Raw genomic sequence first — 16,416 nt, 5'->3', positions numbered from 1 at the left:
GGGTCAACAGCCGTCGAGAATGGTCTCCATCGCCTGCTTCTCCGCCTTGGTCACCCACACGTCGTATTTGGCCTTCACGTCGATCTGCCGGCTGATGTAGGCGCACCGGTACGCCTTGCGCGGCGGCAGCCAGGTGGCGGCGTCGGAGTCGCTCTTCTGCCCGTTCAGCGGCCCGTCGACGGCCAGCAGGTTGAGCGGGTCGTTGGCGAACTCCTTGCGCGTGATCTTCGACCACTGCTGCGCGCCCTTCTGCCAGGCGTCCGACAGCGGCACGAGGTGGTCGATCTGGACCTTCGAGCTGGTGTCCTGGCCGCGCTTGAACTCGATGGTTTTGCCGCTGAACGGGTCCTTGAGCGTGCCGGTCAGGACGACGCAGTCGTGGGTGCCCGGTTTGAACGTCTCGCCTTCGAGGTCGCGCTTGAGGATGTCGTTACGCGTGTCGCAGCCGTTGCGGTCGACGTCCGACCAGGCAGGGCCGAACTCGTCGCGGTCGAAGCCGGTCTTAGGGGCGCGGCCCTTGACGTCGAGCCCGTCGAGTTTCGAGCGAGCCTCCGACACCGAGACGGTGTCCGGCTTCTCCACGTGCTGGCCTGCCGACTGCACGGTCAGCCCGCCACATCCGGCGAGCATCCCCGACATGACCAGACCGACCACGAATCCCCGAACCCGCACCACACACCCCCGGACCCTGTTTTCGTAAAGTCTAGGGATAGAAATGCCCATCAATGGCTCTTACGAAGCCTCCAGGGCATCGATCAGCCACTCTGCCAGGTATTTAGCGAAAGATGATCTCACGTAGATCCGGTACGTTTCGGGTGAAAGCCGCTCAAGTATCACCGAGGTCCTGGCCAGCAGGGTCTGGGCGTGTCCCGGGAAGACCGCTGGGTCCAGGTCGATCGGGCAGCCGGTGATGAGCACGTCATAGGCGGCGGGCCCGGCGAGCTCCAGGACCGTACGCTGCCCCGACACGTCCACCCAGCCGGGACGTGGCGGGACGTCCCCGGACACCAGCCACCAGTCAGGGCCCAGCCGCAGGCCTGTGCCCGGATCCGCGCCGCGCACCTCCCACATCGAAACGAACGGCACCTCGCGCAGGCGCACCCGCGGGGTGCTCGCCGCCTCGAAACGGTCGGCGAACGCGGCGGCCGGGCTCTCCGCCCGGCAGTCCCCCCTGTACGCCGCCCGCGCCTCCGGCAGGGGGTCGCCGTCGCGGCGGGTGTTGTCCGGGTCGTAGAAGACGGGCTCCACGACGGTCACCGGCTGCCTCATGTCCCCGGACACCGCCGTGAGCCGGTCGCCAGGGGTCACGTTCCTCGCCAGGGCCAGGCTGAACGTGCGGTCGAGCGCGGCGCTGTGGTAGCTGGAGGTGACGTGGCCGAGCATCGGCGCGACGCCTGCCGCAGTCAGCTGGGCGCCCTCCTCGACGAGCGCCTCCGGCTCGTCGGCGAGCAGGCCGACCAGGCACTTGCGGTCGGGGCGCGCGGTGTCGGGCCGGGAGTGGGAGCGCTTGCCGACGAAGTCCGGCTTGCGCTTGGAGACGATCCACCCCATGCCGAGGTCCTGCGGGGTCACCGTCCCGTCCGTCTCCTGGCCGACGATCGCGAACCCCTTCTCCGCCCGCAGCACGTGCATGGTCTCGGTCCCGTACGGCACCGCGCCCAGTTCGAGCACCGCCTCCCACAGCGCCCTGCCGTACCGCCACGGCACGTTGACCTCGTAGGCCAGCTCCCCGGAGAAGCTGATCCTGAAGACCCGACCCGCCACGCCCAGCACCGGCACGCTCGCGTACCGCATGAAGGCCAGCTCCACCGCCTCCGGCGCGACCACCGCGATGACCTCGCGGGCGCGGGGTCCCACGACGGCGACCGTCGCCCAGTGGTCGGTGACCGAGGTGAACGACACGTCCAGGTCCGGCCACTCCGTCTGCCGCCACTCCTCCAGCCAGTCGAGCACCGGGGCGGCGTTGCCCGTGGTCGTGGTCGTCAGGTAGTGGTCGTCGGCGAGCCGGGTCGTGGTGCCGTCGTCGAAGACCATCCCGTCGGCCCCGCACATCACGCCGTAGCGGCAGGCGCCGACGGCCAGCGTGGAGTACATGTTCGTGTAGACGCGGTCGAGGAACTCGCCGGCGTCCGCGCCCCTGATGTCGATCTTGCCCAAGGTGGAGGCGTCCATGGCGGCGACGGCGGTGCGGGCCGCGTGGCACTCGCGCCGCACGGCGGCCTCCATGTCCTCGCCGTCCTGGGGGAAGTAGCGCGGGCGTTTCCACTGGCCCACGTCCTCGAACACGGCTCCGAGCGCCACGTGCGCGTCGTGCAGTGCGGTCGTCCTGACGGGGTCGGACAGCGCGCCGCGGTCGCGTCCCGCGAGGGTGGCGAAGGACACCGGCGTGTACGGCGGCCGGAACGTGGTCGTCCCGACCTGGCCGGGCGCGGCGCCGAGCAGCGCGGACATGACGCCCACCACGACCGCGCCCGAGGTCTTGCCCTGGTCGGCGCCGGTGCCGGCGGTGGTGTAGCGCTTGACGTGCTCCACCGAACGCATCCCGGTGGCCGTGGCCATGGCCAGGTCGGCCACGGCCACGTCCCGGTGCAGGTCCGCGAAGGCCGGCTCGCTGCCCGGGGCCCTCTCGACGAGCCACAGGGCGGCCGGTCGCCGCGGAATCCGCTCGTCGCACTCCGGCACGCGCAGATCCGGCACGGTTCGGCCGGCGGCCTCGGCTCCCGCGGCGTAGCCGTCGGCGACGGCCTCGCGCGTGGCGTACAGGCCTCTGCACGCCCCGGCCGACCGCTCCACCTGCGCCGACGTGCCGGGCACGAAGGCCGCGAGCTCCTCGTCGAACCTGGTGCGGCCCCCCGACTGGCTGAACAGGTGCACGGCAGGGTTCCAGCCGCCGGCCACGGCCAGCAGGTCGGCGTCGAAGTGCCGGGCCCCCACCTGCACGCCGGTGAGCACGCCCTCCTCGTCGGCGGTCGTCCCGGTCACGACCTGCCCGGCCAGGACCTCCACGTCCGCGGGCAGGCCGGAAGGGCGCGGGTCGACGACGGCGAGCACGTCCACCCCGGCCGCGACGAGGTCCCGCGCCGCCTCGTAGCCGGAGTCGGCGCAGGCGAACACCACCGCCCGCCGTCCGGCCCGCACACCGTAACGGTTGGCGTAGGCGCGGGCGGAGGCGGCCAGCATCACGCCGGGCCGGTCGTTGCCGGGGAAGGCGAGCGAGCGCTCGTGCGCGCCCGTGGCCAGCACCACGCGACGCGCCCTGATGTGCCACAACCGCTCGCCGCGGGCCCGACGCTCGACGGCGACCACGTAGTTGTGGTCGTAGTAGCCGACAGCCGTCGTCCTGGTGAGCACTCTGGCGGGCAGGTCGAGTCCGGCCACCCAGTCTAGCGCGGGGGCGCCGTCCAGAAGCAGACGGCTGTTCAGCAGGTCGCCGCCGAGCCGCGGCTGGTCGTCCACGAGGATCACCCGCGCTCCCGACCGCCCGGCCGCGAGGGTCGCGGCCAGCCCGGCCGGTCCGCCGCCGACCACCAGCACGTCACAGTGCAGGTACCCCTTGTCGCAACGACGCTCGTCCACCGCGTCGAGGTCGACCCGGCCCTTGCCGCGCAGGCTGTGCGCCTCCAGCCCGTCGTGAAGCTCCACGGTGGTGGCCGCGAGCATCGGGTCGGCACCCACGCGGACCAACGCGTTCGGCTCCTCGGGGCCCGCGGTGAAGATCCCGCGCGGACGGCCGAGGTCCACGCTGCGGCCGACCACCCGTACCCCGTTGCGCAGCAGCGCGGCGGCCAGCGTGTCACCCGGCTCGCCCGTCATCGGGCGGCCGTCGAACGTGAACCTCATCATGGCTTCCTGATCTCGTGGGTCACCGTGTGGCGTTCGACCGTGAACCAGGTCCGGCAGCCGTGCACGTGGAACCAGCGCTCGTGGAACCAGCCCTTGGGGTTGTCGCGCATGAACACGTACGCGGCCCACTGTTCGTCCGTCACGTCGCCGGTGGGGCAGGCGATGCCGGCCTGGCCGCCGTAGTGGAACTCGTTCTCGTCGCGGGGCCCGCAGTGCGGGCAGTCGATCAGCAACATCAGTGCGCCACCGCCGCCGCGCCGTGCTCGTCGATGAGCGCCCCCGTCGTGAACCTGTCGAGCGCGTACGGCTGCGCCAGCGGATGCGGCCGGTCGTGGGCCAGGGTGTGGGCGTAGACCCAGCCCGCGCCCGGAGTCGCCTTGAATCCGCCGGTGCCCCAGCCCGCGTTGACGTAGAGGCCGTCCACGGGGGTCGGCCCGATGATGGGCGAGGCGTCCGGAGAGACGTCGACGATCCCGGCCCACGTGCGCAGCACGCGCACCCTGCTGAAGACCGGGAACAACTCCAGCGCCGCCGCCATCTGCGCCTCGATGACGTGCACGCCGCCGCGTTGCCCATAGGAGTTGTACGCGTCGATGCCCGCCCCCATGACCAGCTCGCCCTTGTGCGCCTGGCTGACGTACACGTGGACGGCGTTCGACATGACCACGCAGTCGAGCACCGGCTCCAGCAGCTCCGACACCAGCGCCTGGAGCGGGTGCGACTGCAGCGGCAGGCGGATCCCGGCCCGCTCGGCGAGCACGGAGGTGTGCCCCGCCGCCGCCAGCGCGACCTTCCCCGCCGCGATGCGCCCGCGCGAGGTCTCGACGGCCGTGACCCGGTTGCCGGTGAGCTCGAAGCCGGTGACCTCGCAGCCCTGGATGAGGTCGACGCCGTACGCGTCCGCCTGGCGGGCCAGAGCCCAGGCCACGTGGTCGTGCTTGGCGATGCCGCCGCGCCGCTGCAGGGTGGCGCCCATGACGGGATAGCGGGCCCGGTCGGAGACGTTGATGATCGGGCAGAACTTCTTGACCTCGTCCGCGTCGAGCCACTCGGCGTCCACGCCGTTGAGCCGGTTGGCGTTGACCCGGCGCCGGCCCTCGCGCACGTCGCTCAGGTTGTGCGCCAGGTTGAGCACGCCGCGCTGGCTGAACTGCAGGTCGTAGTCCAGCTCGTCGCTCAGCCCCTCCCACAGCTTGAGCGAGTGCTCGTAGATCGCGGCGCTCTCGTCCCACAGATAGTTGGAGCGGATGATCGTGGTGTTGCGGGCCATGTTGCCGCCGGCCAGCCAGCCGCGTTCGAGCACCGCGACGTTGGTCAGGCCGTGGTTCTTCGCCAGGTAGTAGGCGGTGGCCAGGCCGTGGCCGCCGCCTCCGACGATGACGACGTCGTAGGCGGGTCTGGGCTCCGGGTTGCGCCAGAGGAAGTCGGGGTGGGTCAACGTCTGATCTTCTCCATCCCGGGGTCGAACAGGGGCTCCTGCGCGACCTCCGCGGGGACGCGGCGGCCGAAGTAGGAAATTTCCACGTGCGTCCCGGGCTCGGCCAGCTCGGCGGGCATCCACGCGTACGCGATCGGCCGCTGGATGGTGTGCCCGTACGCCGCGCTCGTGACGTACCCGACCGTGCGGCCCGCATGCCGTACCGGCTCCTTGCCCATGACCACCTCGGCGCTGAGCAGCGGCACCAGCCTGCGCGTGACGTCGGTCGTCAGCGCGTCCCGGCCGACGAAGTCCTTGTCCGTCCTGACCGCGAAGGCCAGCCCCGCCTCGTACGGGTTGTGCTCCGTGGTCATGTCGACGCCCCAGAGCCGGTAGCCCTTCTCCAGCCGCAGGCTGTTGAAGGCGGCCCGCCCGCCGGCGGTCGTCACCCCGGGCGACCAGAGCGTGTCCCACAACTTCAGCCCCATGTCGGCGGTGGTGTAAAGTTCCCAGCCCAGCTCGCCCACGTAGGAGACGCGCATCGCGAGCACCGGCACGTGACCGACGTACCCGGACCGGCAGGTGAAGTAGCGGAAGCTCTCGTGCGACAGGTCCAGGTCGGTGAGCCCCTGCACCAGGTCCCTGGCCTGCGGGCCCCACACGCCCACGCAGCACGTGCCGGGCGTCAGGTCGCGCACCCGCACCCCGCCGGGCGCGTGCCGGGTCAGCCACTCCAGGTCGAGGTTGCCGTTCGCGCCGACCTGGAAGGTCTCCTCGTCGAGCCGCGCCACCGTGAGGTCGCTCCTGATGCCGCCCTTGACGTCGAGCAGCAGGGTGTACGTGACCGAGCCGGGCTTCTTGTCCACGTTGTTCGTGGTCATACGCTGCAGAAACGCCGCAGCCCCCGGCCCGCTGACCTCGATGCGCTTGAGCGGCGTCATGTCGTAGAGCGCCACCCGCTCCCTGGTCGCGTACGACTCCGCGGCGGCGATCGGCGACCAGTAGCGGCTCGCCCACTCGTCCCGTTGCGCTGCCCCCAGAACGCCGTCGTGCTCGTCCGTGCGGCGTACGAGGTCTTCCAGCAGTGGCGCGTTGGCCTCGAACCAGTGCGGCCGCTCCCACCCCGCCGCCTCCAGGAAGAACCCGCCCAGTTCCCGCTGACGCGGGTGGAACGGGCTGGTGCGCAGCGGCCGGGGCGACTCCATCGGCTGCAGCGGATGGATGACGTCGTAGACCTCGACGAAGTTCTGCTTGCCTCGCTCCTCGATGAACGCCGGCGACACCTGCGCCTTCTCGAACCTGCCCAGCTCGCACTCGTGCAGGTCGGCCGACGAGCGCTCCTCCACGAGCACCTCGGCCACCGCGCGCGCCACCCCGGCCGAGTGGGTCACCCAGACGGCCTCGGCCAGCCAGAACCCCTCAAGGTGCGGCGCCTCGCCGATCAGCGGGGACCCGTCGGGTGTGAAGGAGAAGACGCCGTTGATGCCCTCCTCGTACTTCGACTCGGCCAGCTCGGGCAGCAGTTCGACCGCGTCGCGCCAGGCGGGGTCGAAGTCCTCATCGGTGAACGCCTGCACCGACGGCATCGTGGTCGAACGGGGGCCGATCTCGTCCTGGGTGACCGGCATGGGCCTGTGGGCGTAGGAGCCGATGCCGATGCGGTCACCGTGCCGGCGGAAGTAGAGGTCGCGGTCCTGGTGGCGCAGGATGGGGCCCGGTGGCCGGGGTGCGAGGGGGCCCGACTTGGCGTACTGGTGGGCCAGCGGCAGCAGCGGCACGGTCAGCCCCGCCATCGCGCCGATCGACGGCCCCCAGAACCCGGCCGCGCACACCACCACGTCGGCGGGGATCGTCCGGCGCCCGTCCGAGGTCACGACCGAGACGCCGCTCACCCGGCCGCCCGCCTGCTCGACGCCCACCACCGTGTGGCCGGGCAGGAACCTCGCCCCGCGCTCCGTGGCCCGCTCCGCCTGTGCCTGCCCGCAGGCGACCGCCCCCGCGAGGCCGTCGCTCGGCACGTGCAGACCGCCGAGCACTTTGTCCTTGTCGAGCTGCGGCCACAGCTCCGCGCACCGCCCGGCGTCGACCAGCTCGCCCTCGACGCCCCACGACTCCGCCCAGCCGTGCTTACGGTGCAGGTCGTCCCACCGTTCCTGGGTGGTGGCCACCTCCAGGCCGCCGACCTGGCGGAAACAGCTCTCCCCCAGCGCGGTGTACTTGCGCACGGTGTAGGAGGCGAACTCGGTCATCGTCTTCGACGGGTTCGTCTGGAAGACCAGGCCTGGGGCGTGTGAGCTGGAGCCGCCGGCGGCGAAGAGCGGCCCCTGGTCGAGCACCGTGACGTCGGACCACCCCCGCTCGGTGAGCTCGTCGGCGAGAGCACACCCCACGATCCCCGCCCCTACGATCACCAAACGGGGTCCACTCATGGCGCCTCCGGTTGTTCCTTAATACGCAACACACACCGCACTACGCAACGAACATAGGGCCATGCATACCCCCGGAACAAGAGTGGCTTTCCGGGACACCGCGAACTTTCCCCACCGAAAGCTGTGGTGAACCGCTGAACGCGGTCCACTGGGCGTCCTCCCACCGCCATCCGCCGCAGGTTGCCCAGGCTGGACGACCCCCGGGCTGATCTCCCGCGCGCCGTGGCCCACCCCGCTGAGCCCGCGCACGGTGCGGCGCCCGGCGCAGTGTTGTGCGAGCGGCTGGGCGCGACCACGCGGGCTTCCTCGCCCGGCACGACGTCCTCGTGGCGAGGCCTAGGTGATCAGCATCCCGCCGTCCACCGGCAGCGTCACCCCGGTGATGTACGAGGACGCGTCGCTGGCCAGGAAGATCGCCGCGGCCACCAGCTCGGCCGGGTCGCCGGTGCGGTCCATGACCACCCGCGACTCCACCATGCGCTCCAGATAACCGGGTTTGTACAGCTCGGTCATCTCGGAGGCGAAGAAACCCGGCTCCAGGCAGTTGACCCTGATGCCACGGCGGCCGGTCCACTGCTGCGCGAGGTCGCGTGTCAGCCCGGTCACCGCCGCCTTGGACGCGCTGTAGGCGGCCTGCGGCAGACCCGCCGTGGTCTCGCCGAGCACGCTGCCGATGTTGACGATCGACGAGCCGGGCCGCATCACCCGCGCGCACGCCTGCGCCATGTAGTAGGTGCCGTGCAGGTTGGTGTCGATGACCTGCCGGAACTCCTCCGGGGTCTCGCGCAGCGCGGGCACGGCCGTGGCGACGCCGGCGTTGTTGATCAGCACGTCGACGCCGCCCCTGGCCTCGACGGCCGCTGCCACCAGGGCTTCGCAGTCTTCGGGCCGTGACACGTCGGCCGGCACGGCCAGGCACCGGCGGCCGGTCTCCTCGACCAGCCGCCGCGTCTGCTCCAGCCGCTCGACCCGCCGGGCGCCGATCACGACGTCGGCGCCCGCCTCGGCCAGGCCCTGGGCGAAGGCCACGCCCAGCCCGGAGGAGGCGCCGGTGACGATGGCCACCCTGCCGTCGAGCCGGAAGCGTTCCAGCACGTCGATCCCTCGTCCTTCCGGTGGCCCTCAGGCCCTACAGCCCGTATTCCTTGACGATGCGCTCGTGCCGCTCGACCTCGACGTCGAGCTCGCGAGCCAGGTCGAGCCAGGCCAGCGGGTGCACCCACCGCTCGGTGGCGTCGTCGAGCAGGGCGTCGACCTCGTTGGGCGACACGTCGGGCGGCACCGCGACCCAGCCGAACACGCCGGGCAGCCGCTCACCCGAGGACGGGTGGGAGACGGTGTAGTTCTCGTCGCTGTAGACCCACATCGGCCAGCCGCGCTCGGCCATGACCTCGGTGAACTCCGCCCAGTCCTCCTCGCTCGGCGCGGCGCCGTCGAAGAAGTAGCTGGTGTAGCCGCCGGGCCGCAGAATGCTGACCGCGGCGAAGGGCGGCACGAAGTTCTGCTGCTCCTCGGGGTCCTCCGGCACCGGCTCCAGCAGCTGCGGGTCGAAGATCACCAGGTCGCCGGCGTTGTATTCCATGCCGCGCGGCTGCGGCAGCGCCAGCCTGGCGGTGGCCGGACCGGTGCGGATCGACAACACCTGGCGCTGGCCGCCGTCGGGGGCGGGCAGGATGACCCTGATGAGGCCCATCTCCTCCTCGATCGGGCCCTCCGTGGACTTGATCGGCATGCCGATCTTGGCCGCGCCCTTGCGCACGATCTCCCAGTCCTCGGCGGCGGTGGCCATCACGATCATGCGCCAGACGTCTTCCTCGACGAGTTCGTCGAGCACGTCGTGGAGCACCCCCGCCGCCCTGGCGTTCTGGTCGAGCTGCTGGGCCGCGCCCGACAACAGGCGGCGGGCCTCCAGCCCGGCGCCGGCCGCCACGGCGTGCTCGGCCGCCTCCAGAGTCTCGGGCCAGCGCTCGCGGGCGCTGTGCAGCCTGGCCAGCGCGAGGTATTGGGCGTCGTGCGGCAACATCGCGGCCATCTGCTCCAGCCGCTCGTCCTGGCGGGCCTCGATGAGCAGCGTGGTGAGGTAGGCCACGTCGTCGGCCTCGGCGGTGGCGATGTCGCCGGAGTCGACCAGCATCTTCCAGTAGATGTCGGCGCCGGTCGCGGGGTAGCCCAGAAAACCGGCCGTGGTCGTGTGGCGGCGGGTGGCCTCGATGTCGCGCCCGGACAGCGGGGCGAGCCAGCCGACCCACCTCTCCGGGTCGGCGTTGAAGCCGTCGGCGGCGTCGAAGAGGCCGACCCGCTCCTCCAGCGGGCCGGGCGGCTCGGGCTCACCCGTGGCGTCGGCGGTGGCGCGCAGGGCGGCGATGCGCTCGGCGAGCCCTTCGGTGTCGCGCAGCTCGGGCAGCCCCGACTCGGCGAGGTCGGCCAGCAGCCCGGCCTGCCAGACGCCCTGCCTGCCGATGGCCAGCTCGCCCGCGACCAGTGCGAGCTCGACGCGGGCGCGGTAGCCGCCCATCATGCCGAAGTAGTCGATCCACTGGCGCAGCACACGGCCCAGCTGCCAGGTGTTGGTGATCTGGGCGGAGCCGGCCAGCTTGCTGACGGTCTGCGACCACTCGACGAACACCCGCGGGTGCTCGCCCACCACGTCAAGGTCGGGCAGCGCGTCGACGGCCTCGGCGATGCGGCCGAGCGTGGCCAGGACCAGCGCCCTGCGCACGCCGTCGCGGTGCTCCTTGGCCACCGGGTCGTCCGCGTCGAAGCCCGCCGCGGCCTGCAACGCCTGCAGCGCGTCCTCGGCCCGGCCGGCGGCGAGCAGCGCGCGGGCACTCTCGGCGCCGAGCTCCCAGCTCGACTCGCGACCGGCGACCCGCAGCCGCTCGACGGCCGACTCGGCGTAGGTCACGGCCTCGCTGGGCCGGCCCGCGTCGATCAGCGCGGCGACATATTGCGTGACGAGCCCGGTGAAGGCGGGCTTCTCCGGGGTCAGCGCCTCGATGTGCGCGCCCAGCAGTTCGAGCCGCTCGGCCGCGTGGCCGGGGCCGTCGGCGTTGGCCCACGCGATGGCCATCGCCTCGACCGCCGCAGGAGCGGCGGGGCACTCGCGTACGTCTTCGCGCTGAGCGAACTCCCTCAGCTGCTGCGCGTCGTCGAGCGCGACCGCGCCCTGAGCCCGGTCGCCGATGCGGCCGATCAGGTGCCAGTAGCGGGCGTAGAACTCGAGCCAGGGCAGCTCCAGGGCCTCGGCCTGCTGCGCGATGGCCGGAGCCATGACGTCGAGCTGCGGGTAACGGCCCTCATAGGCCTGTGCGGGAAGGTCTCCCAGCGCCATGGCGAGGCCAACGTTGCCCGCCTCGGAAAGCTGCTGCTGGGTATCGCCGACCCAGGCCCAGATGTCCACGTCCATGGGCAGCCAGTCTGCCAGGTCAACGAGCGTGCCCAAAACGCGGAAGCCCCATCAGCACGTCCGATTCGCCGTCGCCGAGGACCGAAAAGGCCCGCGCCGTTCAGTCCGACGGCATCAGCTCGCCGCTCGCCACGATGACCGCGGGACCCGACAGGTAGCTGGTGTCCTCGTCGAGGATCACCGTCAGCGTGCCGCCGACCACCTCGATCGTCCAGGTGCCCGTGCTGTCGCCCGACAGGCTCGCGGCGGCGACGGCCGTGGCCACCGCGCCGGTGCCGCACGAGCGGGTCTCGCCCGAGCCGCGCTCGAAGACGCGCATGACCGCGCGGCTGGTGCCCACCGGGTTGAACAGCTCGATGTTGACGCCACCGGGGAAGACCCCCGTGTCGAAACCGGGCTGGTGCGTGAGGTCGAGCTGAACCACGGGGTCGCCGATGGCGCAGGCCAGGTGCGGGTTGCCCATGTCGACGTACAGGCCGGTGTACTCGTGGGAGCCGACGGTCGCCACGCTCTCGCCGTGAATGACGGGCCGTCCCATGTCGACCGTGATGTCGCCGTCCGGCTCGACGCGGACCTTGCGCAGGCCGCCCCGGGTGGCCACCGCGAACTCCGGCTGCTGCACCAGTCCGGCGTCGATCAGATAGCGGACGAACACGCGCACGCCGTTGCCGCACATCTCCGCGACGCTGCCGTCCGCGTTGCGGTAGTCCATGAACCATTCCGCCGCCGACGCCTGCTCGGCCACCTCGTGGCTCTGCTTGGTGCGCGCGACCCTCAGCACACCGTCGGCCCCGATGCCTGTCCTCCTGTCGCAGATCTTCGCGACGAGCGAGGCGGAGACGTCCAGCTCGCCGTCGGGATCAGGCAGGATGACGAAGTCGTTCTCGGTGCCGTGCCCCTTGAGAAAGCGCATTCTAGGAGTTTATGCACACCGGCTCGCGGCGATCCGATCGAGGGATCGCTCCAGCAGGTCGGGGGCGTCGTAGGGCAGCCAGCACACCCGCGGATCACGGCGGAACCACGACTCCTGACGGCGGGCGAAGCGCCTGGTCAGCCTGACCGTCTCGGCGATCGCCTGCTCCTCGCTCCACTCCCCCTCCAGGAAGCGGACGACCTGGGCGTAGCCGAGGGCGCGGCTCGCCGTACGGCCCTCCGCCAGGCCCTTCCCCAGCAGCTCCCGCACCTCGTCCACCAGGCCCGCCCGCCACATGCGCTCGACCCTGACCGCGATCCGCTCGTCCAGCACGGGCCTCGGCACCTCGATGCCGATCTGCACGCTCGGGTAGACCGCCTCGTAGGAGGGCATCGTGGCCGAGAACGGACGCCCGGAATGTTCGATCACCTCAAGGGCGCGGACGATGCGGCGGCCGTTGCTGGGCAGAATGGCCTCCGCGGCGGGCGGGTCCAGCCCGCGCAGCCGCTCGTACAGCGGGGCGGGGCCGCACTCGGCCAGCTCCGCCTCCAGCCTCGCCCTGATCTCCGGGTCGGTGCCGGGGAACTCCAGCTCGTCGATGGCCGCCCGCACGTAGAGCCCGCTGCCGCCGACCAGGACGGGCACGTCCACGGCGTCGAAGACGGCCCTGGCCAGCTTCTGGTATTCGGCCACGCTGGCCGTCACCGTGACGTCCCAGACGTCGAGCAGGTGGTGGGGAACCCCCCGCCGCTCGGCCGGGGTGAGCTTGGCCGTGCCGATGTCCATCCCCCGGTAGAGCTGCATGGAGTCGGCGTTGACGCACTCGCCCGTCAGCCGGAGGGCGAGATCGACGGCGAGATCGGACTTCCCCGCCGCGGTGGGGCCGACGACGGCGATGACGGGCTGCTGGTTCACACTGACCAGTCTGCTAGAGGTCGAGCAGCGTCGGTTGCAGATAACCCTCGTGGGTCAGCAGCCGGCGCTTGGTCTCCACGCCCTCGCCGCCGCTGAAACCGCCCAGACCGCTGCCCGCGACCACCCGGTGGCAGGGCACGAAGATCGGGATGGGGTTGGAACCCATGATCGAGCCGATGCCGCGGGCCGGCACGCTGGAGCCGCTGCGTGCGGCCAGCTCGCCGTAGGTGACGGCGGTGCCGTACGGGACCTGGTGGAGGGCCTGGAGCACCCGCAGCCGCGAGCCGGACATCAGACGCCAGTCGATCGGCGTCTCGAAGACCTTCAGGTCTCCGGCGAAATAGGCGTTCAGCTCCGCGACCGCGAAGGCCGTACGATCCGCATCATGAACCTCTGGCAGGCCGAGCCGCTCGGCCAGGCGGGCACGCGACCCGTGCGCCGACGCCCAACCCGATGCCGCGAGGCCGGTTTCGGTGACGGCCAGCACGAACGGGCCGACGGGCGTCGGCACCTCGGCGAAGGCGGCGGTCTCTGCGGCGGCGGGCATCATGTCCTCACGTGAGCTCGTGGTGCTGGGCACCTCCAGCGCGGTCCCTACCCGACACCGTAACCACAATGGCTACCTTCTGCGCTGGGACGGTCAGGGCTTCCTGTTCGACCCGGGCGAGGGCACGCAGCGGCAGATGTTGCTCGCCGGCGTCAGCGCCCACGACGTGCACTGGCTCTGCCTCACGCACTTCCACGGCGACCACTGCCTCGGCGTGCCCGGCGTGGTCCAGCGCATCGCCCGCGACAGGGTCAGGCACCCGGTGCGGGCGCTGTTCCCGGGCTCCGGCGAGCCCTACTGGCGCAGGCTCCGCCACTCCGCCGTGTTCGCCGACACCTCCGTCATCTCCGAACATCCCCTCGACGGCGACCCCGCCGGCGTCGGCCCGCTGAGCGCCCGCCGCCTGTCCCACCCGATCGAGTCCTACGGCTACCGCCTCCAGGAGCCGGACGGCCGCCGCATGCTGCCCGACCGGCTGGCCGCCCACGGCATCCGCGGCCCCGAGGTGAGCGAGCTGCAGCGCACGGGCTCCGTACGCGGCGTCACGCTCGACCAGTGCAGCGAGCCCAGGCCGGGGCAGAGCGTGGCCTTCGTGATGGACACCCGGCTCTGCGACGCCGTCTTCGAGCTGGCGTCGGGGGTCGACCTGCTGGTGATCGAGTCGACGTTCCTGTCGTCGGAGAGCGCGCTGGCCAAGGAGTACGGGCATCTGACGGCGTACGAGGCGGGGGTCGTGGCTGCGGACGCGGGCGTGCGCAGGCTGGTGCTCACGCACTTCTCCGAACGGTACGGATTCGCCGCGGAGCCGTCGTTCACCTCCGAGGTGCGGCGCAGCTTCGGCGGCGAGGTGGTGCTCGCCCGCGACCTGATGAAGGTCCCCGTGCCGCGCCGCCGTCAGTAAGGGCTGCGGCCCTGCCTGACCTTCGCGAACAAGCCGCGCGCGTAGGCATCGGACGCGCGGTGCAACCCGGCCCCGAAGCTGATCCTGGCCACCCCCAGCTCGGCCAGGCGCGGCAGAGAAGGCGCTCCCGGCTGGAACAGGATGTTGACCATCCCGCCCAGCTCGCCCGCCAGCGCCCGGATCTCCTCCTCGTCGGCCAGGTCGATGGGGTAGACGCAGTCGGCTCCCGCCTCCAAATAGCGCCGCCCGCGCTCGACGGCCGCGGCGCGGTCGGCGCGTCCGTGCAGATAGAGGTCGATCCTGGCGTTGAGCACCAGGTCCGGCCCGGCGGCGGCGCGTACCTCGGCGAGGAAGTCCGCCTGGACGCCGGTCTGCACCATCTCGCCGGTGCCGGGGACGGAGTCCTCCAGGTTGCACCCGACGGCTCCGGCATCCGCCAGCGCCTCGGCGAGGGCGGCGGCGCCGAGCCCGTAACCGCGTTCGACGTCCGCGGTGACGGGAACGTCGACCGCCCTGGCCACGCGCGCCACCGCCGCCATCATCTCGCCGGGCGGGGCGCCCTCGCCGTCCTCGTAGCCCAGCACGCGGGAGACGGCGGCGCTGCCGGTCGCGACCGCGGGAAAACCGGTTTCCTGTACGGCGCGCGCCGAGGCCGCGTCCCAGACGTTGGGCAGGACCAGAGGGGTTCCCGGCACGTGCAGGGCTCGTAGCGCGGCCGCCTTGTCACTCGTCATGCGGGCGACCTTACGGAGCGCTCAGCCATCCCCGAAAGTCCATCACCGGCCAATTACGGCAAACCACTTCACCCGGGCAAAGGACCTCTGGACTTCCTCAGCAGCCGCCCTTGGCGCATTGGCCGTTGACCAGGCCCGCCGGGCCGTCCGCCGGGGTGTCGCCCTCGTCCTGCGGGGGCTTGCTGGGGGAGGTCGTCGCGGGCTTCTTGCCGGAGTTGGTCTGCTTGGCGCCGTCGGAGGGGTTGCGGCCGGTCGTGCCTGTGTCCTCGTTGCCGGGGCCACCGTCGCCGTCGGTCGCGACGTCGCCCATGCTGCCGTCGTCGTCGCCGGTCGGCAGGTTGTCGTCAGGGGCGTCGGTCTTGGCGTCGCCCATGGTGGCGTCGTCGTCGCCCTGGAGCTCCTGGTCGCCGCCGGCGCTCTGCGACGGCACGGGCTGAGCGCCTCCGGGCTGCGCGGGATCAGCGGGGTTTCCTGCCAGCAGGTAGCCACCACCGGCCGCCGCCACGAAACCGAGCGCCGCCGCGGCGGCGATGATGGCGATCTTCTTGCTGTTCTTCGAGGGCTTGTGCCCCGAGGGCCCATTCCTCGAAGACGAACGGGTGTCCCCAGGCCCGGACAGGATCTCCTGATGATCCGGCTCGCGCGAACCTTGCATGGTGTTGCAGCTCCCTGCGGTCGTATCGGGAAAGCTCTCCGGCTTCCGCGGGTGATGGACCACACTAGCCGCAACACCGGAATGCTCGCAGAACAATCACGAAGGAATCACGACTTGTCCCCCCTTAGATCCATAAGGCCAGGTAGCCGCACCCGCCTGGCACCCCTGGCCGGAGCCGCCGGGGTACTCGTCACCGCGACCCTCGGCATTTTCCTGGCATTCACCAGGTCGCCCGAACCGTCCCCGCAAAGCTCCGCCGAATTCGATCAGGAATCCCCGCACACCCCAAGATCGATAACGCCTCCTCCGCCACTCTGGGCGTCGAATGCGGCACAAGGAGCGACAACGACCACACCTTTTCCTGGAACGTTCCAGCCGCCGTCGGCGCGGACCGCCGGCGCCGCGATGGGGCCCCTGTCACCGCCGTGGATCCAGCCCGTACCGCCGCCCTGGGCCATCACGGGAACCCCGCCCTGGGGCACGCCCGAACCCGCTCGTCCGTCACCGGCCACCGGCCCGCCCGCCTCCTTGGGTCCGCCGGCGCTGGTCCGCGGGCGTACGGCCGCTCCCACGTCGCCCTTCCGCGACCGGTCGGCGGCTCCCCTGACGCCTGTCCAGGCACGGTCGGCGGCGCCCCGCTCCGAGTGCTCCCCCTC

13 protein-coding genes and 1 pseudogene are annotated in these 16,416 nt (G+C 71.6%); 1 reads left to right on the top strand and 13 read right to left on the bottom strand.

Annotated elements, in window-relative coordinates:
• Window positions 1-3: 3 nt before the first annotated feature.
• The 10 genes from GUY59_RS27950 to GUY59_RS27905 form a co-directional block, all read right to left on the bottom strand.
• Complete coding sequence (locus GUY59_RS27950; protein ID WP_252375048.1) at window positions 4-672, bottom strand: HNH endonuclease family protein; 669 nt, start codon at window positions 670-672, stop codon at window positions 4-6.
• A 60-nt stretch (window positions 673-732) separates the two neighbouring features.
• On the bottom strand, window positions 733-3,843 hold the full coding sequence (locus GUY59_RS27945; protein ID WP_330849207.1) for a 2Fe-2S iron-sulfur cluster-binding protein: 3,111 nt from the start codon (window positions 3,841-3,843) through the stop codon (window positions 733-735).
• Window positions 3,840-4,079 carry a sarcosine oxidase subunit delta gene (locus GUY59_RS27940; protein WP_132332961.1) on the bottom strand — a complete coding sequence of 80 codons (240 nt, stop codon included), beginning with the start codon at window positions 4,077-4,079 and terminating at the stop codon, window positions 3,840-3,842. The genes GUY59_RS27945 and GUY59_RS27940 overlap by 4 nt, the downstream gene beginning before the upstream one ends.
• Window positions 4,079-5,281, bottom strand: coding sequence for a sarcosine oxidase subunit beta family protein (locus tag GUY59_RS27935; RefSeq protein ID WP_138202656.1), 1,203 nt, complete (start codon window positions 5,279-5,281; stop codon window positions 4,079-4,081). Before GUY59_RS27935 ends, GUY59_RS27940 begins: the two co-directional genes overlap by 1 nt.
• Window positions 5,278-7,689 (bottom strand): GcvT family protein, encoded by a 2,412-nt coding sequence (locus tag GUY59_RS27930; protein ID WP_138202658.1) that lies wholly within the window; start codon window positions 7,687-7,689, stop codon window positions 5,278-5,280. The genes GUY59_RS27935 and GUY59_RS27930 overlap by 4 nt, the downstream gene beginning before the upstream one ends.
• Before the next feature lie 336 nt (window positions 7,690-8,025).
• A complete protein-coding gene (locus GUY59_RS27925; protein WP_212746237.1) occupies window positions 8,026-8,784 on the bottom strand; it encodes an SDR family NAD(P)-dependent oxidoreductase in 759 nt (252 codons plus the stop codon).
• 34 nt (window positions 8,785-8,818) lie between these two features.
• Entirely contained in the window at window positions 8,819-11,095 is a 2,277-nt protein-coding gene (locus GUY59_RS27920; RefSeq protein ID WP_171055462.1) for a tetratricopeptide repeat protein, read from the bottom strand.
• A gap of 100 nt (window positions 11,096-11,195) precedes the next feature.
• A complete protein-coding gene (dapF, locus tag GUY59_RS27915) occupies window positions 11,196-12,008 on the bottom strand; it encodes a diaminopimelate epimerase (RefSeq protein WP_138202664.1) in 813 nt (270 codons plus the stop codon).
• 9 nt (window positions 12,009-12,017) lie between these two features.
• Window positions 12,018-12,923: a tRNA (adenosine(37)-N6)-dimethylallyltransferase MiaA gene (gene miaA / locus GUY59_RS27910; RefSeq protein ID WP_138202666.1), complete on the bottom strand. Its 906-nt coding sequence runs from the start codon at window positions 12,921-12,923 to the stop codon at window positions 12,018-12,020.
• A gap of 13 nt (window positions 12,924-12,936) precedes the next feature.
• Window positions 12,937-13,473, bottom strand: coding sequence for a methylated-DNA--[protein]-cysteine S-methyltransferase (locus tag GUY59_RS27905; RefSeq protein WP_138202668.1), 537 nt, complete (start codon window positions 13,471-13,473; stop codon window positions 12,937-12,939).
• On the opposite strand from GUY59_RS27905, the gene GUY59_RS27900 reads away from it, so the two are divergent.
• Window positions 13,472-14,371 (top strand): ribonuclease Z, encoded by a 900-nt coding sequence (locus tag GUY59_RS27900; protein ID WP_138202669.1) that lies wholly within the window; start codon window positions 13,472-13,474, stop codon window positions 14,369-14,371. The two genes, GUY59_RS27905 and GUY59_RS27900, sit on opposite strands and share 2 nt — an antisense overlap.
• Here GUY59_RS27900 and GUY59_RS27895 read toward each other — a convergent pair.
• The 3 genes and pseudogenes from GUY59_RS27895 to GUY59_RS49040 all read right to left on the bottom strand — a co-directional run.
• Complete coding sequence (locus GUY59_RS27895) at window positions 14,365-15,105, bottom strand: isocitrate lyase/PEP mutase family protein (RefSeq protein WP_138202671.1); 741 nt, start codon at window positions 15,103-15,105, stop codon at window positions 14,365-14,367. The two genes, GUY59_RS27900 and GUY59_RS27895, sit on opposite strands and share 7 nt — an antisense overlap.
• A gap of 97 nt (window positions 15,106-15,202) precedes the next feature.
• Complete coding sequence (locus tag GUY59_RS27890; protein WP_161714736.1) at window positions 15,203-15,760, bottom strand: hypothetical protein; 558 nt, start codon at window positions 15,758-15,760, stop codon at window positions 15,203-15,205.
• A 266-nt stretch (window positions 15,761-16,026) separates the two neighbouring features.
• A pseudogene (locus tag GUY59_RS49040) lies at window positions 16,027-16,416 on the bottom strand (hypothetical protein); the annotation flags it as partial.

It is taken from the genome of Nonomuraea sp. K271, assembly GCF_009908215.1.
Lineage (GTDB): Bacteria > Actinomycetota > Actinomycetes > Streptosporangiales > Streptosporangiaceae > Nonomuraea > Nonomuraea longispora.
The sequence above is the reverse complement of the archived record's forward strand: the minus strand, read 5'-3'. Positions and strand labels throughout refer to the sequence as shown.

Bases quoted from the DNA above. Each gene is read 5' to 3' on its own strand.
- GUY59_RS27945 (WP_330849207.1), bottom strand. From the start codon at position 3,843: ATGATGAGGTTCACGTTCGACGGCCGCCCGATGACGGGCGAGCCGGGT.
- GUY59_RS27940 (WP_132332961.1), bottom strand. From the start codon at position 4,079: ATGTTGCTGATCGACTGCCCGCACTGCGGGCCCCGCGACGAGAACGAG.
- GUY59_RS27930 (WP_138202658.1), bottom strand. From the start codon at position 7,689: ATGAGTGGACCCCGTTTGGTGATCGTAGGGGCGGGGATCGTGGGGTGT.
- GUY59_RS27920 (WP_171055462.1), bottom strand. From the start codon at position 11,095: ATGGACGTGGACATCTGGGCCTGGGTCGGCGATACCCAGCAGCAGCTT.
- dapF (WP_138202664.1), bottom strand. From the start codon at position 12,008: ATGCGCTTTCTCAAGGGGCACGGCACCGAGAACGACTTCGTCATCCTG.
- GUY59_RS27900 (WP_138202669.1), top strand. From the start codon at position 13,472: ATGTCCTCACGTGAGCTCGTGGTGCTGGGCACCTCCAGCGCGGTCCCT.
- GUY59_RS27905 (WP_138202668.1), bottom strand. From the start codon at position 13,473: ATGATGCCCGCCGCCGCAGAGACCGCCGCCTTCGCCGAGGTGCCGACG.
- GUY59_RS27895 (WP_138202671.1), bottom strand. From the start codon at position 15,105: ATGACGAGTGACAAGGCGGCCGCGCTACGAGCCCTGCACGTGCCGGGA.
- GUY59_RS27890 (WP_161714736.1), bottom strand. From the start codon at position 15,760: ATGCAAGGTTCGCGCGAGCCGGATCATCAGGAGATCCTGTCCGGGCCT.